This is a genomic window from Dysgonomonas sp. ZJ709 (assembly GCF_011039195.1).
GTDB lineage: Bacteria > Bacteroidota > Bacteroidia > Bacteroidales > Dysgonomonadaceae > Dysgonomonas.
In genome coordinates this window covers 129196-150433 of the sequence record NZ_JAAKEM010000003.1, presented here as the reverse complement: position 1 = coordinate 150433, position 21238 = coordinate 129196, and the positions used below count along the sequence as shown (strand labels likewise).

Genomic DNA, 21238 nt, shown 5'->3' with positions numbered 1-21238 from the left:
ATTCGTACGGCTTACTTTTTTAATTACCTTTGCACCTTCAAAATAAAATACGACATAGAATGCTAATAATAGATAGCTTAAAAGTAGAATTAGGGGATAGAACTCTATTCGATAATATCAGTTTTATAATTAACGATAAAGATAAAATTGCATTGGTTGGAAAAAATGGAGCAGGTAAGAGTACCATGCTTAAAATTCTGGCCGGTGTAAATACGCATTATAAAGGAACAGTAACCGGACCCGATGGAGTAACAGTCGGGTATCTTCCTCAGGTAATGAAGATAACGGATGAGCGAACCGTAAGAGAAGAAGCTTCATTGGCTTTTTCACATATCTCCGATTTGCAGATACAGATTGAGGATATGAACAAACAATTGGAAACTCGTACCGATTACGAATCTGACGATTATGCCAAGTTAATAGACGATTTCACACATGCTCACGAGCGTCTAGGGATGGTCGAAGGTATCAACTTCGAGGGAGAGGTTGAGAAAGCATTGCTTGGATTAGGTTTCAAGCGAGAAGACCTTGATCGTTCTACCAGCGAATTTAGCGGAGGGTGGCGTATGCGTATCGAATTGGCTAAACTCTTATTACGTAATCCTGATGTGATGTTACTCGACGAGCCGACTAATCACCTTGATATCGAGTCTATAGGCTGGTTAGAGGATTTCATTATGACACAAGCCAAAGCCGTAGTGTTGATATCGCATGACCGTGCTTTTATCGATGCTGTTACTACCCGTACTATCGAGTTGACTATGGGGCGTATTTATGATTATAAAGTAAATTACACTAAATATGTAGAACTTCGTCAGGAACGACGTTTACAGCAAATTCATGCTTGGGAGTCGCAGCAAAAGCAAATTGCCGAGATAGAGGAGTTTGTGGAGCGATTCAGGGCACAGGCAGCAAAAGCTGTTCTTGTACAAAGTCGTGTTCGCCAGTTAGAAAAAATGGAACGTGTAGAAATTGATGAAGAAGACAAATCGCAGATTCGTATTCGTTTTCAACCTGCTACCCGTTCGGGCGATTATCCGTTGACAGTAGATAGTGTTACTAAGAAATATGATGACTATTTGGTTTTTGAAAATGCTAATCTGATGATCGAGCGTGGAGAAAAAATAGCATTAGCCGGAAAAAATGGCGAAGGTAAATCGACATTCGTAAAATGTGTAATGGGAGAGACCTCTTACGATGGAACTATGATGCTTGGACATAATGTTCAGGTGGGTTATTTTGCGCAGAATCAAGCAGAATTGTTAGATGAAGATCTTACTGTTTTCGAAACGATAGATCGTGTAGCAGAAGGAGATATACGTACACAGATACGTAGTATATTAGGAGCCTTTATGTTTAACAGAGATGATTCAGAGAAAAAAGTAAAAGTGTTGTCGGGAGGAGAGAAGACTCGTCTGGCGATGATTAAACTATTACTTGAACCTGTTAATCTGCTTATTCTCGATGAGCCGACCAACCATTTAGATTTGAAGACAAAAGAGGTTTTGAAAAATGCATTGTTAGACTATGCGGGTACAGTTATACTTGTATCGCATGACAGGGACTTTTTGGATGGCCTTGTAACTAAAGTGTTCGAGTTTTCAGATAAAAAGGTAAGAGAGCATATTGGTGGAATAAAAGAATTCTTGGCAAAGAAACGTGTTTTGTCTTCGTGATCTACTGATGTTTGTTTGATAGATATAAAGAGTAAGTAATATATATATATATATATATATATATATAGAAAGAGACCATGTACTGCATAGTCTCTTTTTTTATTTAAGAAAATATATATTATATCTTTGCAGGCATCAGCCATAAATAAGAATAATATAAGATACACAAGCATATGAACTACATGAGATTAATACTCCTTTTATCTGTAATTTGCCTATTATCTTGCAAGCAAAAAGAAACAATACAGGAAAACAGATTATACTCCTTATTGTCGGATACAGCCTCTGCCATAGTAAATGATGAAATTGAGGTTAAGCCGGATACCCTTCTATTGCCAATTTTTGTAAACATAGGGATCGATTTTCTGGAACCTGCCGGATATCGTGGTACAGAACCATCCGATTATGCTCATATGTTTGCAGAAGAATGGTATGATTTTTATCAGGATAGTATTTCCGGAAAATACTACATGGAACGTGCGGAGATAGAAACAGGAAAGTTTTATGATGACTGTCTTGACGATTCAACTACTTATGTAGGTTCAAAAAGAAAAAGCTTGTTTTTAATAAAGGGTTTACGCCCTGCTAACAAAAATATCGCAAGTATTCAGGTACCTGAACGAAAAAGTCATATTTGGGTAGGTGAAAAATATCTGTTCGACTTTAATAATCACAGCTACGTGTTACGCGGCGATGGTATTACCACTAAGGGTGGTATGGCTTCTATGGGCGATGATGAAGATCCGGCAAGGTGGGACGAGGTTGTAAACTATCGACTCTATTTATCTGAGAAGGGAGTGGAAGGTGAGCAGCTTATTATTGCCATTCCTTCATTTAATTATACTTTTGCCCAATTACTATGGTTGGGAGATATGGATGAAGATGGTAAGCTTGATTTTATATTCAGTGTGTCACGGGATTATGAATCGAGGCATGTGGTGCTATTCTTGTCATCTAAAGCACAGAAGGGTGAAATTGTACATTGCGCCGGTGAATCAACATATGAGTTTGATTGTTGATCATCAATATGTTAATTGCTAAAGTTAATTCCAAAATTTGGATTGTGTAATATACAGGAAATAGTGATATACCCCATGTAGAAGCAAAGCGATAATTATTTAATATTTTTTATTTATCTTTGCAGCTCATTCTAAAAAACTTTTACAAAACTTATTTTATTTATTTAAAACATCAAATTTTCAAAACATGAAAAAAGTATTATTCTCTCTAGTTGTAGCAGTAGCTGCCTTCACATCTTGTAGTAATGGACCGAGTGCAATTGAATTTAACGATGCAATTGTTAATGCTAATGCAAAAATTGCACAGCAACAAATAGAGTACGATTCAAAACTAACTAATGCTATTGAGTCAGATTCGTATTCTGCTCTTAAGGTAGAAAACGATAGTGCATTGGCTAGAGTTGATAGAGAAATTGCGATAATTAAAGAAATGGGAATCGCTAAAGGTGGCGAAGCATTCAAAGAATCAGCACTTACTACATTCGATGCTGTTAGAAAGTTAATCGAAGTAGGTGGTAAATTTTCAACTCTTACAGAAAATTCAACAGAGGAAGATTTTAATAAACTTATAGAAGAGTATAACGCCCAAATGAATGACTACTCGACTAAAGTGGATGCAATGGGTGGTATTCAAGCTGCTTTTGCTAAAGATCAGAATTATGATCTTCGCTAAAATATATTAATATGTATTGAGGAAAGAGGCTGTGTGATGCACAGTCTCTTTTTTTATGTATAGAGAAAAACTAAATTATTACTATCTTTGTACCTATAGAAATAGCTGTTTATGAATCCAAAATACCCATCTTTATTACTTGAAAATGCTGTTAATGAATTTGCCAAACTTCCGGGGATTGGTCGAAAGACAGCCTTACGCCTTATCTTGCATTTGCTTCGGCAAGATAATAGTACTGTAGATGGATTTGCTCAGGCACTAACCGAACTAAAGCACACTGTAAAATATTGTAAATCATGTCATAATATCTGCGATAATGATATTTGCCCTATATGTCTCGATAAATCAAGAGACTCGTCGACTATATGTGTTGTAGAAAATATTAAGGAAGTAATGGCTGTTGAAAACACGATGCAATTCAAAGGCTTATATCATGTACTAGGGGGGATTATCTCACCGATAGACGGAATAGGTCCCGCCGATCTCGAAATAAATAGTTTGATAGAGCGCGTGGCAGATGGTAGTATAAAAGAAATTATATTGGCTTTGAGTACTACAATGGAAGGAGATACGACTAATTTTTACATATATAAAAAGCTTGCTCCTTACGATGTTAAAGTTTCTATGATAGCCCGTGGAATTTCCATTGGGGATGAAATTGAATATGCAGATGAAATCACATTAGGGCGTTCCATCTTAAACAGAACCCTTTTTAACGAATCATACAGAATGTAACCTGAACTATGGAAAATTCACAGAAAAAAATACAATTACGTCTCATGACATTCTTTTGGATAAATATCCTGTCTGCCGTCTTCATCTTTTTGGCATTACTATACTCTAAAGGTGCTAATATTGGAGAGAGTGTAGGAACGAATGTTACTTTCGAGCGTTACGCTATTGTGTTCACAATGATCGGAATACCAGTGGCTTTGAAATTTTTTCATTCGCAACATGAGAAGATTCAACTATTGTCTTTAGAGCAATATCTAGGTAAGTATATGTTAATATACTCGATCCGTATGGCTATATTAGACGCGGTAATTGTATTAAATATGATTGGTCTTTATTTATTCGAATCGCAAAACTGCATCTATATGACTGTTATTACTATATTTGCACTTATGTTCTGCTATCCGAATAAGAACTCTTTATCGATTAAAGAATCAGAGCAAGAACCATTAATAGAAACAGAAGAAAATAAAAATAACGAATAAACTATGATTATAGCAGTAGATTTTGACGGAACTGTCGTTGAGCATGAATACCCAAAGATTGGACGAGCAATACCTTTTGCAATAGAAACATTACTTCAGCTTCAAAAAGAAGGACATACACTTCTTATGTGGTCGGTACGTAGTGGAAGTTTACTTCAAGAAGCAGTCGATTACTGTCAGAGCAAAGGTCTGAGGTTTTATGCAGCTAATAAGAATCATCCAGAGGAAGATCCTACTCAAGCATCGAGGAAATTAGACGCAGATTTGTTTATTGACGATCGTAATTTAGGTGGCTTGCCCGATTGGGGAGTTATTTACCATGCTATCAAAGCAATGGAAAAAGGAGAGACATCGTATGAGAAAATAATGATGGCATCGGGCGAGAATCAGAGAATGCGCCGCAGAAAGAAGAACTTCTTTATCCGCTTAGGAGAAATGTTCGAAAAAGACGGTTATTAATTTATGCTTCTTGAAAATTCGCAGATAAGGCTGCGTGCATTAGAGCCGGAAGATTTAGAATTACTTTATCAATGGGAGAATAATTCCGAATTGTGGATATACGGCAGCACCGTTTCGCCATATTCGAAGTTAGCATTGCGTCAGTATATTAACGATTCTCTCGAAATGGATATTTATCAGAGTAAACAATTGCGGCTGATGATAGATATTGTCGGGGAAAATACAACGATAGGTACAGTCGATCTGTACGATATAAATATGCGTAACAAAAATGCCGGTATAGGTATTCTTATAGATGAAGCATACCGAAATAGGAAGTATGCATCGCAAGCTTTAGAGTTGATGCGTGAATATGCTTTCAATTTTTTGAAGCTGCATCAGTTGTATGCATATATAGGGGTGAATAATAAACCGAGTTTAAAACTTTTCGAAAATATAGGTTATAGTCCTGTTGGCATTCTGAAAGATTGGATACAATTGATGGATGACAACTATGAAGATGTTTTGGTAATACAACTGATTAATAGTCAAATAAATGAATGAAGAGATAAAAAAAGCATTTGACGTATTGGTTGCCGGAGGATTGATTCTATATCCTACCGACACTATTTGGGGCATTGGTTGTGATGCTACTAACGAAGATGCAGTAAGAAGAGTATATGAATTAAAGAAACGCACAGATAGCAAAGCTTTAATTGTGCTTGTTGATAATTCGGTTAAGCTTGATTTTTATGTGGACGGTGTACCGTCTATTGCATGGGATTTGATAGAAGTTGCTGATAAGCCGCTCACTATAATATATGATGATGCACGAAATCTTGCACCTAATCTTATAGCTGATGATGGAAGTATCGCTATTCGTGTTACTCAGGAGAAATTCTCTCAGGAATTGTGTAAACGTTTCCGCAAGGCGATTGTTTCCACTTCTGCCAATATAAGTGGAGAGCCTGCGCCATCACGTTTCGATGAGATAAGCGATGAGATCAAAAATGGCGTTGATTACATTGTTAATTTTCGTCAGGAAGAAACCAGTAGACCCAAGCCATCGGGGATTATTAAATTAGGAAAAGGTGGCGAGATAAAGATTATTCGTGAATAGAATAATCTTTTTTACAAACGGTTAGAATTATAGGAATGAATACATTTGGAAATATATTTAGATTGACATCATACGGTGAATCGCATGGTATTGCTATTGGTGGAGTTATTGACGGTTGCCCGTCGGGGATAGAAGTAGACATGGCATTTGTTCAGGAAGAACTGAATCGTCGTCGTCCCGGACAGTCTAAGATAACAACTCCACGTAAAGAATCTGATGAGGTTGAGTTTTTGTCAGGGATATACGAAGGTATGACTACGGGTACACCGATTGGTTTTGTTATTCGGAATAATAATCAGCATTCGTCGGACTATGACAATCTGAAAGATATATACCGACCTTCGCATGCCGATTATACCTATGCGCAGAAATATGGTGTTCGTGACCATAGGGGAGGAGGACGCTCTTCTGCACGCGAGACTATAGCTCGCTGTGTAGGTGGGGCATTAGCCAAGCTAGCACTTAAGCAGCTAGGGATCGATGTGACAGGTTACACATCGCAAGTGGGTCATATCAAACTAGAAAATGATTACTCATTATATGATCTATCTCAGATAGAATCGACACCCGTTCGTTGTCCTGATATGGATAAAGCAAATGAAATGATTACACTGATCGAAGAAGTGAAATCGAAGGGTGATACTATCGGAGGTGTAATTACCTGTGTTATCAAAGGGACACCAGTAGGTCTTGGAGAGCCTGTATTCGGCAAACTACATGCAGCCCTAGGGTTTGCTATGCTTGGAATTAATGCTGTAAAAGGCTTCGAATATGGCGATGGTTTCGATGTAAATCATAGGGGTTCTGAAATAAATGATGTTTTCTATAACGATAATGGAAAGATAAATACTCGTACCAACCATTCAGGTGGTGTTCAGGGCGGTATATCGAATGGACAGGATATTTATTTTCGAGTAGCATTCAAACCCGTAGCAACAGTCTTAATGCTTCAGGATACTGTCGATACGAAAGGTGAAGATACGAACCTGAAAGCCCGTGGACGTCATGATGCTTGTGTATTACCACGTGCAGTGCCGATTGTTGAGGCAATGGCAGCAATGACAATATTAGATTATTATTTATTGAGTAAATTAAACAAAGCACTTATTTAAAGCTCTTAAGTAAGTGCTTTATAGCTAATATCGGATTTCGATAAATCATTCGAGGTCCCGAAAATCGCACAATCTCCTGCATTTTAGTTTTCATTTCGGAAGCATAGCAATGTGTCGGGCATTTCTTGCAGGTGGGTTTTTGCTCTCCATATTTACAGTGCGTAAGACGTTTCTGAGCGTATTTATTCAGTTCAGAACATTCTATGTGATGTACCATGCATTGCAGCACAGTAAATATAGATCATTTTTCCGACCGTTTTTTTCTCTGTAGTATTCATTCTTCTATAAATCCACCATCTACCATCCTTTGCGGATTAGAGAAGAGTGCCATTCCTGTTTTCATTTTCTTGAAGTTCAATTTCTTGTAGAATCCTTCTTTGCCTGGAGATGCATATAATATAAAATTACAATCGGGAGTTGTTGCAATAAGTTTTTCGACTATTTCTAGTCCAATCTTCTTCCCCTGATAGGATGGGTCAACAGCAATATCGTATACAGCTGATTGACGAACTCCATCTGAGAGAATTCTGCCGAATCCAATAAGTTCATTCTCATCGAAAACAAAAATGACCGAATAGCTGGATTCAAAGGATATTCGATGTTTATCTGCATCAGTAAATGCCATGCCTACTTTATTGAGCAGAATAGGTACTCTTTGCCATGGTATATTTTGGCAATTATCTTGATATCGTAAATTCATGATTTAATGTTATTTTATTCAAAGTTGAAGATCAGTGAAATCATACGTGTCTTACCCGACGACATAGAATCCCTGAATTTTAATAGATCTTTATCCGTTAGGTCAGAATTATCTTTGCTGATTATATCTGTTAATCCAAATGAAAATCTTAATTCGGGACACAACTTGAACATTGCTAAATAGAAATTACATCCTACACCGAATTCTAAACCATAATCAACCCTCTTAAAGCGTAAAGCCTGATCCTTTTTCGAACTCATATCCATGTTGGCATATCCCCCTGCCAAGAGATAAGGACGATAGTCTTGTATACGATTAGCGCTAAACTTGAGATTAAGAGGGATTGAAAAATAATTAGTTTTAAATGTATTTTTATACTCTTCACCTGTTTTCTGCTCTCTGAATACAAAACCTTTTTCACCAAAGTGTAAACTAGGACTTACCCTTAAATTAAAATGCTCGCTGATATACCTATCTGCGATAATTCCTACACTAAATCCGACAGAATATGATGGGATTTCGGCAAACCAGGCTTCTCCGGTAGGCGATGTGTAACCCGTGTGCGACAATATCATATCCTGAGTGTGTATACCTACCAAAAAGCCAAAATGATATAATTTCTGGTCAGCAAAAGGTTGTTTTTTAGGCTTCTGTATCTGGGCTTCCATACTTATGGCTAATAAGCTGAATACGATTATTAGTAGTACGTATATTTTGTTTTGTTTCACTGCTGTTTGCTTTTAATTGTAACGTTATTTCTGTCTGCTTATTATATTATTTTATTACTTAGAAAGATTAAAAATAAGCATTTAATGTTCTTCCCACTTAAAAAACAAATTTAATTGTAATATGTTAATAAACAGTGGGTTGATATTTTATATTTATGTCTTATAGATGAAAGTTATATCTATATTAATAATATCTAACACTATCCATTTTGGATGAACGAAAAAACTCTATATATTTGTCCCATCAAAGTTAGTAATAATATTAAAAATTAAAAATCATGGCTTACGTAATTAATGAAGATTGTATTGCTTGTGGTACTTGTATCGATGAGTGCCCGGTAAATGCTATATCAGAAGGAGATATTTATACAATTGATCCGGATGCTTGTACAGATTGTGGTACTTGTGCCGATGCTTGTCCAACTGAAGCAATTCATCCGGCTTAATATCGCGTTGGTAATAGAAATAAAAGAAGGGAACTATCCGAAAGGTTAGTTCCTTTTTTTTGTCTTGAATTTTACTTGTGCATTATTTAAATACTGAGTTCCTTAAGGAAATTTCTCTTTAGCAAAAATTTAAATAAAAACTATAATAATAAAGTACTATTTATTTCCATATCGCTCAGGTTAGACTCATTGCTATCGCCATGTAGTACAATTGAATCATTAAAGCGGATAGCAAACTTGTAGTGAGATATTGAGTAACGTGTATGGGTAGAGAATAGCTTTTACAAGTGAAGAACCAATGGTGGTAGTCTCTTTCTTTATACTCTAAAGTTGAATTTATATAAATAAAAAGAGCACCCTTGAATTACCAAAGATGCCCTCTAGGGTGAAAGACGGGTCTCGAACCCGCGACCTTCGGAACCACAATCCGACGCTCTAACCAACTGAGCTACAATCACCGTGTTGCAATAACTATTATTGCGCTGCAAAGATATGCATTTTTATTGTATTTGCAAGCCTTACGGAAGAAAAAATGCCACTTTAAAACAAAAAAATGCTCTATTTGATAGAGCATTTTTCATTATGCGGTAAATTTAAATTACTCAGCACTTTTTTCTTCTTCTGTAGCAGCCGGTGCTTCTTCTGCAACAACTGGAGCCTCTGCCGGAGCAGCTTCTACTTCTGTTGTTTCAGCAACCACTTCTACTGCCGGAGCAGCTTCAGCTTCTGCCTCTGCTTGTGCAGCATTCTCTTCAGCTTTCTTTTGAGCTACAGTTTCTGCTTTAGCTTTGTTGGCAGCTACTTCAGCTTCGTGACGAGCTTTTTCTTCTGCTTTAGCTTTAGCATCATTTTTGTTGATTTGAGCTAGTGTACCTTTGTCTTTGTTAGATTTCCATGCTTCGAATTTCTTGTCAGCATCAGCCTCTGTGAAAGCACCTTTGGTAACACCACCTAAAAGATGTTTTTTGTACAATACTCCTTCGTCAGAAAGAATGTTGCGTGTTGTGTCAGTTGGTTGAGCACCAACTTGTAGCCAATACAAAGCCCTGTCGAAATCTAAAGTTATTGTAGCAGGATTAGTGTTCGGGTTGTACGAACCAACTTTTTCAATAAATTTTCCATCACGTGGAGCTCTGCTATCTGCAATGACGATGTGATAAAAAGGATAACCTTTGCGTCCTCGTCTTTGTAAACGGATCTTTGTAGCCATTTTTTTGTTAATTTTTAATTAATACATAATTGTTATTAGCGGGTGCGAAGATAAGAATAACTTTTTGAATTATAATATGATATTATCCTTTAATTGCCTTTTGATGATAGAAAAAGCGACTATTCTCTAATTATTGAAGAACAGCCGCTAATATAATTGGTATTTTAAGTCTGTTATTTTTTCTTTGTAACCGTTATTTTTACTTCTTTAATATCCTTGAAATCGGCAGCTTCCTGTGCATTCAAAGCGAAACTAACAAGTGTATATTTACGTTCAATTTCTTTTGTTTTATCAGCCTCTATATCTTTTGACAAGAATAGCTTATTGTTAGAATCGTAACATTCGAACTTAGATTTATATACTCCTTTTTCGAGAATAATAAAATATGCATCTACTACTGCAATTGTTTTATATTTAGCAAAATAATCTAATGAAACGCCTGAACAAAAAGCTTCGGTGTGGGGTATAACATCATAGTGTTTTTCTACTTCTTCATTAAATCCTTGTGTGAATCCATCAACACTTTGAACAAATGTTTTACCTGTAGCTGAAGCTACAGTAGCAACATGTTCATTCAATTGGCGATCAAGGCTACGTCCAACACCTTCGGCTAAGGTTCCTGCTGCATCTGTTGCTTTTTTCGCAACTTTGGCACCATGTTCATCGACAGCTTCAGCAACACCTTCAACGGCATCAAGACCTAATTCTGTAACTGATTTAGAAACCTTTTTTACACAACCTGAACAAGAGGAAAACCCTAATAGTATAATACAAATTAGAGATAAAAAGGCAAGGGATTTTTTCATTTATTATATGTAGTTTGAGATTTGTGAATAAATGCAAAGATAGTAATAAAATAAAAAAAGCAAAATTTTAACAAAAAAGGCTACTCGATTTCTCAAGTAGCCTTCCTTATATAGTGCAGATTAACTATTAGTTATTCTCTGGTCTTAATTGTCTAACAACTGCACCTGTACGCCACATTTCACTTTCGCGAAGAGCTTTAAGTTCTTCTTCTAGTTTTTCGCGGTAATCAGGTTTTGAATTTGTATCGATAGAACGTTGAGCTTCGTTTCCGTTAGCCACTTCCGAGTATAATTTAGCAAATACAGGTTTAGTTGCATCGTGGAAAGGAGTCATCCAGTCTAGTGCGCCACGTTGAGCTGTAGTAGAGCAGTTTGCATACATCCAGTCCATACCTTTTTCAGCGAAAAGAGGCATCAACGATTGAGTCAATTCTTCTACTGTTTCATTAAATGCTTCTGATGGAGAATGACCGTTTTCACGTAATACTTCGTATTGAGCAAGAAGGATACCTTGTATAGCACCCATCAATGTTCCACGCTCACCTGTAAGGTCAGAATATACTTCACGTTTGAAATCTGTTTCGAACAAATATCCTGAACCTACACCGATACCAAGAGCGATAACACGTTCTTTAGCACGTCCTGTAGCATCTTGGAAAATAGCATAGCTAGAATTCAATCCACGTCCTTCAAGGAACATACGACGAAGGCTTGTTCCCGATCCTTTAGGAGCAACAAGGATTACGTCAATATCAGCAGGAGGAATAATGTTTGTACGTTCTTTGTATGTGATACCAAAGCCATGAGAGAAGTAAAGAGCTTTACCCGCAGTCAGATACGGTTTAAGTCTTGGCCATACTTCTATTTGAGCAGCATCAGACAATAGGTATTGAATGATTGTACCTTTTTCGGCAGCTTCTTCTATATCAAATAATGTTTCTCCCGGAACCCATCCGTCAGCAATAGCTTTATCCCAAGTTTTGCCACCTTTGCGTTGGCCAATGATTACATTGAATCCGTTATCGCGTAGGTTAAGTGCTTGACCGGGACCTTGTACGCCATAGCCAATAACTGCAATAGTTTCGTCTTTTAGTACTTCTCTTGCTTTTTCCAAAGGGAATTCATCACGGGTAGCAACTTGTTCTAATGTGCCACCAAAATTCATTTCTGCCATAATTGATTAATTGTTTAATAAAATATTATTTAGTCTGAAAATTATTTCCAAATCACTCTTGATGAGCACACATCGGTGTCACCTTCTTTCATCTCTAAAATAAATTTAGAATCAGCTTCTTCTCTTTCGAGTATATCTAATTTTGCTCCATAGCGGCCCTCTGATACATAATTTATCTCGAAGCGTTCTATTTCTTTTTCTCTGAACATATCAATATCAAATATATCTACAAAATGCTCAATATATTTCATACTGTTCAAATGTTTATTAATATCTACATCACTATACCTAACAACGAAATCGCCTGTTTTAGTATAATTTTCTTTTAGTACAGGGATTTTAGTCATGCCTTCTATCGGGCAACTTTTATTATTATCTATATAGCTCGTGAGTCCATCAAGTTCCAGTACATTAGTCGGTTTACGGCTCACAAGGTCTATCGAGGCCCATAGTGATTTAGCAAAACCGATTTCTTTACCTTCGCTGTTTTCAAATGAAAAATAACGCTCTGTAAATAGCCTGTTTACGACAGCGACCCAGGTTTTGATAATAAATATACTATCATTTTTGGGATATTCGAATATCTCTATCGCCATTCGTGACAGTACCCATGCTCTTTTCTTTGCTGTCATAAACGAATAGCCAAACCCACGTTCTTCGGCATGTTTTGTTGCAGCTTGTAGCATAAAGCCTCCGATCATCGGTAGAGTTGCTTTACCTCTAAAATCTGTAAGATATGCGTCTATTCTAAATTCGTATATTCCTATAGGAGCTTGCATTAATCTAATAAATTACTGATTTAATGTTTTTTTATCTAATTCTGAAAGCATGTCACTCAATCGTTCAATTTTCGATTTTGTTATAGCTACACGTCCCGAACGGATAAATTGTAGCACACCGATCTTTTCACTCAAATCCTTAAACAAGGCTTGAGTTTCGGCATGATGACCGGTTTTTTCGATAACCACGCATACTTCGTTAATCTCAAGAATGCGTGCATTGTATGTACGGATAAGTGCTTCTGCCGAGTCTATTTTTAAGAAATCGGGAGTAGAAAGCTTGTAAAGTGCTATCTCCTGATGTATTAGTTCATCATCAGTGTTATAATACGATTTCAGTACATCCACACGTTTGTCTATTTGGAGAACAACCTTTTTGATCATTTCTTCATCACAAAAGATTGTTATTGTAAACTTGTGTATGCCCGGTATTGCAGAGGGGGATACTGAAAGTGTTTCAATATTCAATTGTCGACGAGTAAACACACTTGTTACCTGGCTTAGTAAGCCAACGGTGTTTTCTGAAAATATAGTTACTGTATATAATGTTTTATTTTCCATAACAGACATTTATTTTGTTTCATACAACTCTAATGGTAAACCATCGGGATCACTAAAAAAAGCAAATCTACAGTTTGTTAATTCATCTATTCTTATCGGCTCAACACTAATTCCTTTTGCTTCCAGATCAGCTATTTCTTTTTCTATATCACTAGTCGCAAAAGCCAGATGTCTTAATCCTCGTGCTTCGGGAAAACTAGGTCGGGGTGGGGGATTATCGAACGAAAATAGTTCTATTTGTCCACACTCGCCAACAGCCAAATCCAGTTTATACGAATTTCGTTCGGTACGATAAGTTTCTAATATAATCTTTAATCCTAATTTGTTGACATAGAAATCTTTCGATTGCTCATAATCCGAGCAAATAATAGCAATATGATGGATTCTAGATAGATTACTCATTTCCCAGCAATATATTTGTTACAGAAGTTCCGGCAGGTACCATCGGGTATACCATTCCTTTTGTTTCAACCTGTACATCCAATAAGTAAGGTCCTTTATGGCTAAGCATTTCAGCTATTGCCAGATCAAGTTCCTCACGTGTTTCTACCTTTTTGGCAGGGATGCTATATGCTTCGGATATCTTTACAAAGTCCGGATTCTTCATTACAGTTTCGGAATATCTTTCGTCGAAAAATAATTCCTGCCATTGGCGTACCATGCCTAAGAAGTGATTATTGAGAATAATTATCTTTACATCGACATCGTATTGCATGATTGTGCCTAGTTCCTGTATTGTCATCTGTATACCGCCATCACCGACAAAGAGGCATACTGTGCGATCGGGAGTTCCGTATTTAGCACCAATAGCGGCTGGAAGCCCGAATCCCATTGTACCTAGTCCGCCTGATGTAACTACACTGCGTGTCTGGTTATATTTGAAGTAACGAACACCCATCATCTGATGTTGGCCTACATCAGTTACCATAACTGCGTCGTTGCCTGTGGCTTCAGATACTTTATTGATTACCTCGCCCATCTTGAGCTGACCCGAAGTAGGATGGAGTTCGTTATTGATAACAACATCGTATTCTTTTTTGTAACATGCTTTAAAACCTTCTAGCCATTCGCTATGACTATTGTCTTGAAGCAACTCTGTAACTCTGGGTAATGTTTCTTTCACGTCGCCCAATACACGAGCTGTTACAGCTACGTTCTTATTGATCTCGGCTTTGTCTATATCGAAATGTATTACTTTAGCTTGTTTGGCATAAGTTTTTAGATCGCCTGTTACACGGTCGTCGAAACGCATACCGATAGCAATAAGCACATCACATTCGTTTGTCATTTTATTGGGTCCGATGTTACCGTGCATTCCTAGCATTCCCACATTCAACGGATGATTTGTTGGGATAGCCGAAAGTCCTAATACTGTAGATGCGGCAGGGATACCCGATTTGTTGAGAAGAGCAAGCAATTCTTTTTCTGCACTGCCAAGTATTACGCCTTGCCCTACCAATGCCAAGGGTTTCTTGGCTTGATTTATAATCTGTGCAGCTGTCTCTATTTCTGAATCGCGAACTTCCGGTTTAGGCTGATAGCTACGTATGAAAGTTTCTTTCTTGTATTCATAACTTGGCATTTTACCAAATTGGGCATCTTTGGTTATATCAAGAATAACCGGACCGGGACGACCTGTGGAGGCAATATAAAATGCTCTGGCTACTGCCCATGGTATATCTTCGGGGCGGCGTATCTGATATGCCCACTTGGTTATTGGTTGCGTAATACCAACTACATCAGCCTCCTGAAAAGCATCGCTACCCAATAGTGACGAAGCTACCTGTCCCGATATCACGATCAGTGGAGTGCTGTCTATCATAGCATCTGCGATGCCTGTTACGGCATTTGTAGCACCGGGACCCGATGTCACTAATGCTATACCGACTTTACCCGAAGTGCGTGCATAGCCTTGTGCGGCATGAGTTGCTCCCTGTTCGTGACGAACGAGGATATGATTTATCTTATCTTTATAATCATATAAACAATCGAATACGGGCATGATAGCACCACCCGGGTACCCGAATATGGTATCTGCCCCTTCGTTTACCAACGATTGCAAAAGAGCTTCACTTCCTGTTATTTCTTTATTCATGGTTATATTTTTCTTCTTATGAAACTTTGATTAAATATTTCACTTTCTGTATTCAAACTCTGCTTTTGTACTTTCTACTGTATATATTGTTTTTTTTATTATATACATAGTTAGCCCAAGTTAAAAAACAGTGGAATAGTAATATTCATTTATTCTATAATACGTATAGCACCCAAATCTGCTGAACTAACCATGCTTGCATAAGCTCTCAATGCTTTCGATACATACCGTTCTCTGTTTGGCTTAAATGCATTCTGACCCTTCGCTTCTTCCTCTTGGCGGCGTGCTTGCAATTCGGTATCAGTCAACTTCACATTTATAGAGCGGTTCGGTATATCTATTTCGATAATGTCGCCATTACGAACTAGCCCGATTGCTCCTCCTGATGCTGCTTCGGGCGAAACATGGCCGATAGATAGCCCTGATGTACCACCTGAGAACCGACCATCGGTAATCAAAGCACATTCTTTACCTAAATGTTTTGATTTTATATATGAAGTCGGATATAGCATTTCCTGCATACCAGGGCCACCTTTCGGTCCTTCGTATGTAATAACTACAACATCACCTGCTACTACCTCGTCTCTTAGGATTCCTTCGCATGCAGCATCCTGAGAATGAAATACTTTGGCTGTACCTGAAAATTTGAATATGCTCTCGTCTACACCTGCAGTTTTAACTACACAGCCATCAAGTGCTATATTTCCTTTAAGGATAGCTAAGCCGCCATCTTTAGTATAGGCATGTTCTGCGTCGCGAATACACCCTTCGGCTCTATCAGTATCGAGTTCTTTATAATAATTGTCTTGTGAACCCATCACCAAGTTAAATTTATTGCCCGGTGCAGATTTATATAATTTTATAGCCTCTTCCGATGGATTAGCTTTTGTTATATCGTATTTGTCGATAGCCTGTGCCAGTGTAAGTCCGTCGGCACGACAGGTAGATGTATCTATCAGATTAGCTTTTGCCAATTCGTTCATTATACTGAGTATGCCGCCTGCACGGTTTACATCTTGTATATGATATTTTTGAGTATTGGGTGCAACTTTACACAAGCAAGGAGTTTTACGTGACAATCTGTCGATATCATCCATCGTAAAATCTGTTTCAGCCTCTTGTGCTATTGCCAGTAAGTGAAGTATTGTATTGGTAGAGCCACCCATTGCTATATCAAGTGTCATAGCATTAAGGAAGGCTTGTTTAGTGGCTATTTTGCGTGGAAGAACCGATTCGTCTCCATCGCGATAGTAACGGTATGCGCTTTCTACTATTTGTTTTGCTGCATCATGAAACAGTTTTAGTCTGTTGGCATGTGTCGCAAGGATTGTTCCATTACCCGGTAGTGCCAAACCTATTGCTTCGTTAAGACAGTTCATCGAATTGGCAGTAAACATACCAGAGCATGAACCGCAAGTAGGGCATGCAGCTCGTTCTATTGCGTTTACTTCTTTGTCCGATACACTATCATCGGCTGCCTTTATCATGGCATCTATCAAGTCGAGGTGTTTATTATCTAACTCACCGGCTTCCATCGGTCCACCCGAAACGAATATAGTAGGGATGTTTAATCTCATCGAGGCCATTAACATGCCTGGAGTGATTTTATCGCAATTGCTGATGCATACCATTGCATCGGCTTTGTGTGCGTTTACCATATATTCTATGCTATCGGCTATCAGGTCGCGAGAGGGTAGGGAATATAACATACCATCGTGTCCCATAGCGATACCATCGTCGATAGCTATTGTATTAAATTCGGCTGCAAAGCAACCTAATGCCTCTATCTCAGCTTTTACTTTTTGCCCTATCTCGTGCAGATGTACGTGTCCCGGAACAAATTGTGTGAAAGAGTTTACTATTGCGATCAGTGGTTTGCCCATCTGTTCTTCTTTCATGCCATTGGCTCTCCATAGGGCTCTAGCCCCTGCCATGCGGCGTCCTTGTGTACTTGTAGAACTTCTTAGTTGGAATCCCATAATTTTATTCTATTATATCTCTTGATAGTTGCTAAAAAAAAACCTTTCTCACGCAAATGAGAAAGGTCTATGTTGTTATTTCCTTATATTTATACATTATCATATGTACATACCTTTCTCAATTGCTCTGATCGACGAGGAGAACATTGAGGACGAGGACATGTAGAATACAATTTGTCATTATTATCATCTAAAAGTATTACACAAAGTTATAGATTCTTTTTTTATAAACAAGGATTATCAGTTATTTTTTAGTTATTAAGCTAAAATGTGTGTGTAATATCTCTAATATCTATCCATTATTATGGAGAGACAGCTTATTTGTGGATTAGTAATACTCTACTCTTTTCTAATAGTTTTGTTGTTTCTAAATAATGGAAGATATGAAGATGCTGGTCCCGACGATTGGTATTATATATCAGGATGTTGCATTGAAAATTAATTGGCAGAAAATAATGTAAATCTATGGTGGTGAAATAACTAAAATAAAATATCTTTGTTATGGCAAAAAAGTAAGTTAGATGACAAATGTTTGATTTTGAGTGTTATTGTTTACATAAATTACACATTCCCACTATGAAGCAATTTTTATTTTTAATTCTTTCGATTATTGTTTTTTGCAATATGTCGGTTAAAGCACAGGTTACAATTGGTTCTGGAAAGGAGCCGGTTAGAGGTTCTTTGCTTGATCTCGAACAGGATGGCACATTTACCGGTAATGCTAATTCTGAAAAAGGATTGGGTTTACCTCGGGTAGCACTGCAAAGTCGTACTGCTTTATATCCGATGTTATCGGTGGCAGATACAATAAGCAAAGCTCTCAATGCGGATCACACAGGGCTTGTTGTTTACAATATAAATGAAAATCTGTGTAAGAATTTATTCAAAGGTCTTCATGTTTGGGATGGAAATGAATGGGATGCCATTGGTAATGGCTTTCCGGCAGAAGTAGATGTATTAGTAGATAAAAGAGATCCAGCCAATCCAATAACTTATCACATTGGGAAATTCGGTGATAATTGGTGGATGCTTGAGAATCTGCGTGCAACACAATATGATACAGGGATTGTTTCTCCTCCTACACTAAAGGGCCCTTGGGCGATGAGAACCACAACACCTTATTGGTGTTATCCAGCTCTTAATCCGAATCCTTATGGCACAGGGTTGATAGATGGTGCGGATCCTTATTATTTCAATCAAATGAAGGAAATGGGATTTCTTTATAACTGGTTTGCAGCAACTGGCACAATAGATATTTCATCATCTGTAGAAGGTGTTAAATACCAAGGTATTTGTCCTAATGGTTGGCATATACCCAATGTTGTAGAGCAAGCGGCATTGATTGCTTCTGTAACCAATAATCCTTGTTTACATGGCAATAGTGCTAGTACAGCGGATTATGTGAGAAATATGAAGTCTCCGACTAAAGTACCGCTAAGTGCAACAGCTACTCAAGGAGCTAGCCGTTCTTATGCAGAAGGTGGTTTTAATGCATTACTAGCAGGTTATGCATCAGGAAATGTAGGTAGTTATGGTGCAACAGGCTATTTTTGGAGTAGTATTGCTGTTAACGGTTTTGCAAACTATTTTGCTTTGAATGTTATAGGAATGGCTCAAGGAACTAATAATACATTCAATTATTTTTCTGTTCGCTGCGTGAAGAACTAACGAATAAAATATTCTATTCTTTTTTCATTGCTTCAGCCCGCATGCTTTGCGGCATTTTTTCTATAGCATATCTAAGTGATGTTCGTGGCATTATTGCTTTCTTAGATATTACATAGCCAAATACTTCTTTCTGGTGCGCTTCGCTTGTAGCTTTAAGCATCCAGCCATAGCCTTTTTGAACAAGGTCATCTTCGTCAAGTAATAAAGTGTTTGCAATATCAAATATATCATTAAGAAATAGGCCTTTCCTAGCGGGGATGATAAGGGTTACGGCAGATGCCCGCCTCATCCAACGATTATGAGATTTAGCCCACTCCTTCAAAATAGATATATGTTGGGGAAACATCTCGATAAATGTTCCTATCGTATGGTTACATAAGGTATCGCATGATGCCCAGTTGGTTACATATTGGTTTACCCATTTTTCGAATACTTCGATGTCTCCAGACTCATACCTTTCATGTATATAGTAGGATAGATTACAGGCAATGAACGATTCTTCGATATATCCTGATTGCCATAATTCATCACAAAGGATGTATATCTCTTTTTTAGATTTTTCTTTAATCAGACCATAAACATCTTTACTGATCTTGGTAACAAGTGTCACTCTTACTCCATAAAACTTTATTTGTTCTTTAAAGTAATTCTGACTGGTCTTCTGTGTATTTTCGTCAATACTATCAATGAGTGTCTGGCGGATATCGGCTAATATGTTTTTCATATGCTGTTGAATAATAAATTCCTTTCCTAAAAAAGAAAAGGTCACCCATCCGGATAACCTTTTCAATATTTTTTATTCGGCAAATATCAATGTGCGCTTTCAAATTGCTCTAAGAAGCGTTTGTCGTTCTCCGAGAACATGCGCAAGTCTTTTACCCTATATTTTAGATTAGTAATACGCTCAATACCCATTCCTAGGGCATAACCCGAATATACCTTGCTGTCTATACCACAATTTTCAAGAACATTAGGATCTACCATGCCACAACCAAGTATTTCTACCCAACCTGTGTGTTTACAGAACGGGCATCCTTTCCCTCCACAGATATTACATGAAATATCCATTTCGGCACTAGGCTCTGTAAATGGGAAGTAAGACGGACGAAGGCGTATTTTAGTATCTGCACCAAACATTTCTTTGGCAAAGAACATCAATACTTGCTTAAGATCGGCAAACGATACGTTTTTGTCTATATAAAGTGCCTCTACCTGATGGAAGAAACAATGTGCTCGGTAAGAAATGGCTTCGTTACGGTATACTCGTCCGGGGCAAATAATACGGATAGGAGGTTGTTGTTTCTCCATAACACGTGTTTGTACAGAAGAAGTATGTGTACGTAATACTATTTCGGGATCGCGGGCGATAAAGAACGTATCTTGCATATCGCGAGCAGGATGATCTTCGGCAAAGTTCAACGAAGAGAACACATGCCAGTCGTCTTCTATTTCGGGACCTTCGGCTATAGAAAACCCAAGGCGTTTAAATATATCACAGATTTCTTTTTTTACGATTGATAAAGGGTGGCGAGTGCCTAGTGCTACGGGAGCAGCAGTACGTGTAAGGTCAATACTATCGTCACCTGCTTGTCCGCTTTCAAGTGCATCTTTCAGTTCGTTGATACGCTCTTGAGCTTTTTCTTTCAGTTCGTTAAGCATCATACCTACTTCGCGCTTTTGCTCTGCTGCAACATTGCGAAAATCGTTCATCAATGTCGATATTTCGCCTTTTTTGCTGAGGTATTTGATACGTATGTTCTCAATTTCGTCTGCTTTATCTGCCTTGATCGTGTCAATTTCGGCAAGTAGCTTGTTAATTTTGTCAATCATATTTTTT

At 37.7% G+C, this 21238-nt stretch carries 24 protein-coding genes and 1 tRNA gene; 11 read left to right on the top strand and 14 right to left on the bottom strand.

What is annotated here, in order from left to right:
* Positions 1–59 precede the first annotated feature (59 nt).
* From G7Y56_RS04030 to aroC, 9 genes are all read left to right on the top strand, one after another.
* Complete coding sequence (locus tag G7Y56_RS04030; protein WP_165041290.1) at positions 60–1676, top strand: ABC-F family ATP-binding cassette domain-containing protein; 1617 nt, start codon at positions 60–62, stop codon at positions 1674–1676.
* A 182-nt stretch (positions 1677–1858) separates the two neighbouring features.
* Positions 1859–2695 (top strand): hypothetical protein, encoded by an 837-nt coding sequence (locus G7Y56_RS04025; RefSeq protein WP_165041288.1) that lies wholly within the window; start codon positions 1859–1861, stop codon positions 2693–2695.
* Positions 2696–2882: 187 nt separating this feature from the next.
* Positions 2883–3368, top strand: coding sequence for a hypothetical protein (locus G7Y56_RS04020; RefSeq protein ID WP_165041286.1), 486 nt, complete (start codon positions 2883–2885; stop codon positions 3366–3368).
* A gap of 111 nt (positions 3369–3479) precedes the next feature.
* The gene (gene recR / locus G7Y56_RS04015) at positions 3480–4103 is read left to right on the top strand and encodes a recombination mediator RecR (RefSeq protein ID WP_165041284.1); all 624 of its coding nucleotides are present in this window, start codon (positions 3480–3482) and stop codon (positions 4101–4103) included.
* Positions 4104–4111: 8 nt separating this feature from the next.
* A complete protein-coding gene (locus tag G7Y56_RS04010; RefSeq protein WP_165041282.1) occupies positions 4112–4585 on the top strand; it encodes a hypothetical protein in 474 nt (157 codons plus the stop codon).
* Positions 4586–4588: 3 nt separating this feature from the next.
* On the top strand, positions 4589–5044 hold the full coding sequence (locus tag G7Y56_RS04005) for a BT0820 family HAD-type phosphatase (protein WP_165041280.1): 456 nt from the start codon (positions 4589–4591) through the stop codon (positions 5042–5044).
* A gap of 3 nt (positions 5045–5047) precedes the next feature.
* Complete coding sequence (locus G7Y56_RS04000; protein WP_165041277.1) at positions 5048–5587, top strand: GNAT family N-acetyltransferase; 540 nt, start codon at positions 5048–5050, stop codon at positions 5585–5587.
* Positions 5580–6143 carry an L-threonylcarbamoyladenylate synthase gene (locus tag G7Y56_RS03995; protein ID WP_165041275.1) on the top strand — a complete coding sequence of 188 codons (564 nt, stop codon included), beginning with the start codon at positions 5580–5582 and terminating at the stop codon, positions 6141–6143. Before G7Y56_RS04000 ends, G7Y56_RS03995 begins: the two co-directional genes overlap by 8 nt.
* A 35-nt stretch (positions 6144–6178) precedes the next feature.
* Positions 6179–7255, top strand: coding sequence for a chorismate synthase (gene aroC, locus G7Y56_RS03990; RefSeq protein ID WP_165041273.1), 1077 nt, complete (start codon positions 6179–6181; stop codon positions 7253–7255).
* Here aroC and G7Y56_RS03985 read toward each other — a convergent pair.
* The 3 genes from G7Y56_RS03985 to G7Y56_RS03975 are packed head-to-tail and all read right to left on the bottom strand — an operon-like array spanning position 7248 to position 8623.
* Positions 7248–7472 carry a nitrous oxide-stimulated promoter family protein gene (locus G7Y56_RS03985; RefSeq protein WP_165041271.1) on the bottom strand — a complete coding sequence of 75 codons (225 nt, stop codon included), beginning with the start codon at positions 7470–7472 and terminating at the stop codon, positions 7248–7250. The two genes, aroC and G7Y56_RS03985, sit on opposite strands and share 8 nt — an antisense overlap.
* A gap of 57 nt (positions 7473–7529) precedes the next feature.
* Entirely contained in the window at positions 7530–7955 is a 426-nt protein-coding gene (locus tag G7Y56_RS03980; RefSeq protein WP_165041269.1) for a GNAT family N-acetyltransferase, read from the bottom strand.
* Positions 7956–7969: 14 nt separating this feature from the next.
* Positions 7970–8623: a porin family protein gene (locus tag G7Y56_RS03975; RefSeq protein WP_165041427.1), complete on the bottom strand. Its 654-nt coding sequence runs from the start codon at positions 8621–8623 to the stop codon at positions 7970–7972.
* Between the two features lie 338 nt (positions 8624–8961).
* On the opposite strand from G7Y56_RS03975, the gene G7Y56_RS03970 reads away from it, so the two are divergent.
* Complete coding sequence (locus G7Y56_RS03970; protein ID WP_165025964.1) at positions 8962–9129, top strand: DUF362 domain-containing protein; 168 nt, start codon at positions 8962–8964, stop codon at positions 9127–9129.
* Positions 9130–9512: 383 nt separating this feature from the next.
* Here G7Y56_RS03970 and G7Y56_RS03965 read toward each other — a convergent pair.
* The 9 genes from G7Y56_RS03965 to ilvD form a co-directional block, all read right to left on the bottom strand.
* Positions 9513–9588, bottom strand: a tRNA-His gene (locus G7Y56_RS03965).
* Between the two features lie 139 nt (positions 9589–9727).
* Positions 9728–10339 carry a 30S ribosomal protein S16 gene (locus tag G7Y56_RS03960; protein WP_165041267.1) on the bottom strand — a complete coding sequence of 204 codons (612 nt, stop codon included), beginning with the start codon at positions 10337–10339 and terminating at the stop codon, positions 9728–9730.
* A gap of 173 nt (positions 10340–10512) precedes the next feature.
* Positions 10513–11145 (bottom strand): hypothetical protein, encoded by a 633-nt coding sequence (locus tag G7Y56_RS03955; RefSeq protein WP_165041265.1) that lies wholly within the window; start codon positions 11143–11145, stop codon positions 10513–10515.
* 127 nt (positions 11146–11272) lie between these two features.
* Complete coding sequence (gene ilvC, locus G7Y56_RS03950) at positions 11273–12319, bottom strand: ketol-acid reductoisomerase (protein ID WP_165025961.1); 1047 nt, start codon at positions 12317–12319, stop codon at positions 11273–11275.
* A gap of 41 nt (positions 12320–12360) precedes the next feature.
* Positions 12361–13098: an acyl-[acyl-carrier-protein] thioesterase gene (locus tag G7Y56_RS03945; protein ID WP_165041263.1), complete on the bottom strand. Its 738-nt coding sequence runs from the start codon at positions 13096–13098 to the stop codon at positions 12361–12363.
* 12 nt (positions 13099–13110) lie between these two features.
* Complete coding sequence (ilvN, locus tag G7Y56_RS03940; protein ID WP_165025958.1) at positions 13111–13659, bottom strand: acetolactate synthase small subunit; 549 nt, start codon at positions 13657–13659, stop codon at positions 13111–13113.
* A 9-nt stretch (positions 13660–13668) separates the two neighbouring features.
* Positions 13669–14061 carry a VOC family protein gene (locus tag G7Y56_RS03935; RefSeq protein WP_165041261.1) on the bottom strand — a complete coding sequence of 131 codons (393 nt, stop codon included), beginning with the start codon at positions 14059–14061 and terminating at the stop codon, positions 13669–13671.
* Positions 14054–15754 carry a biosynthetic-type acetolactate synthase large subunit gene (gene ilvB, locus G7Y56_RS03930; protein WP_165041259.1) on the bottom strand — a complete coding sequence of 567 codons (1701 nt, stop codon included), beginning with the start codon at positions 15752–15754 and terminating at the stop codon, positions 14054–14056. Before ilvB ends, G7Y56_RS03935 begins: the two co-directional genes overlap by 8 nt.
* A 149-nt stretch (positions 15755–15903) precedes the next feature.
* On the bottom strand, positions 15904–17733 hold the full coding sequence (gene ilvD / locus G7Y56_RS03925; protein ID WP_165041256.1) for a dihydroxy-acid dehydratase: 1830 nt from the start codon (positions 17731–17733) through the stop codon (positions 15904–15906).
* Positions 17734–18309: 576 nt separating this feature from the next.
* Between ilvD and G7Y56_RS03920 the strand changes: the two genes are divergently transcribed.
* Complete coding sequence (locus G7Y56_RS03920; protein ID WP_165041254.1) at positions 18310–19401, top strand: FISUMP domain-containing protein; 1092 nt, start codon at positions 18310–18312, stop codon at positions 19399–19401.
* Between the two features lie 13 nt (positions 19402–19414).
* On the opposite strand, the gene G7Y56_RS03915 is transcribed toward G7Y56_RS03920, so the two are convergent.
* Both G7Y56_RS03915 and pheS read right to left on the bottom strand, forming a co-directional pair.
* Positions 19415–20125, bottom strand: coding sequence for a DNA alkylation repair protein (locus tag G7Y56_RS03915; RefSeq protein WP_165041252.1), 711 nt, complete (start codon positions 20123–20125; stop codon positions 19415–19417).
* Positions 20126–20211: 86 nt separating this feature from the next.
* A complete protein-coding gene (gene pheS / locus G7Y56_RS03910; RefSeq protein WP_165041250.1) occupies positions 20212–21231 on the bottom strand; it encodes a phenylalanine--tRNA ligase subunit alpha in 1020 nt (339 codons plus the stop codon).
* Between the last annotated feature and the right edge of the window lie 7 nt (positions 21232–21238).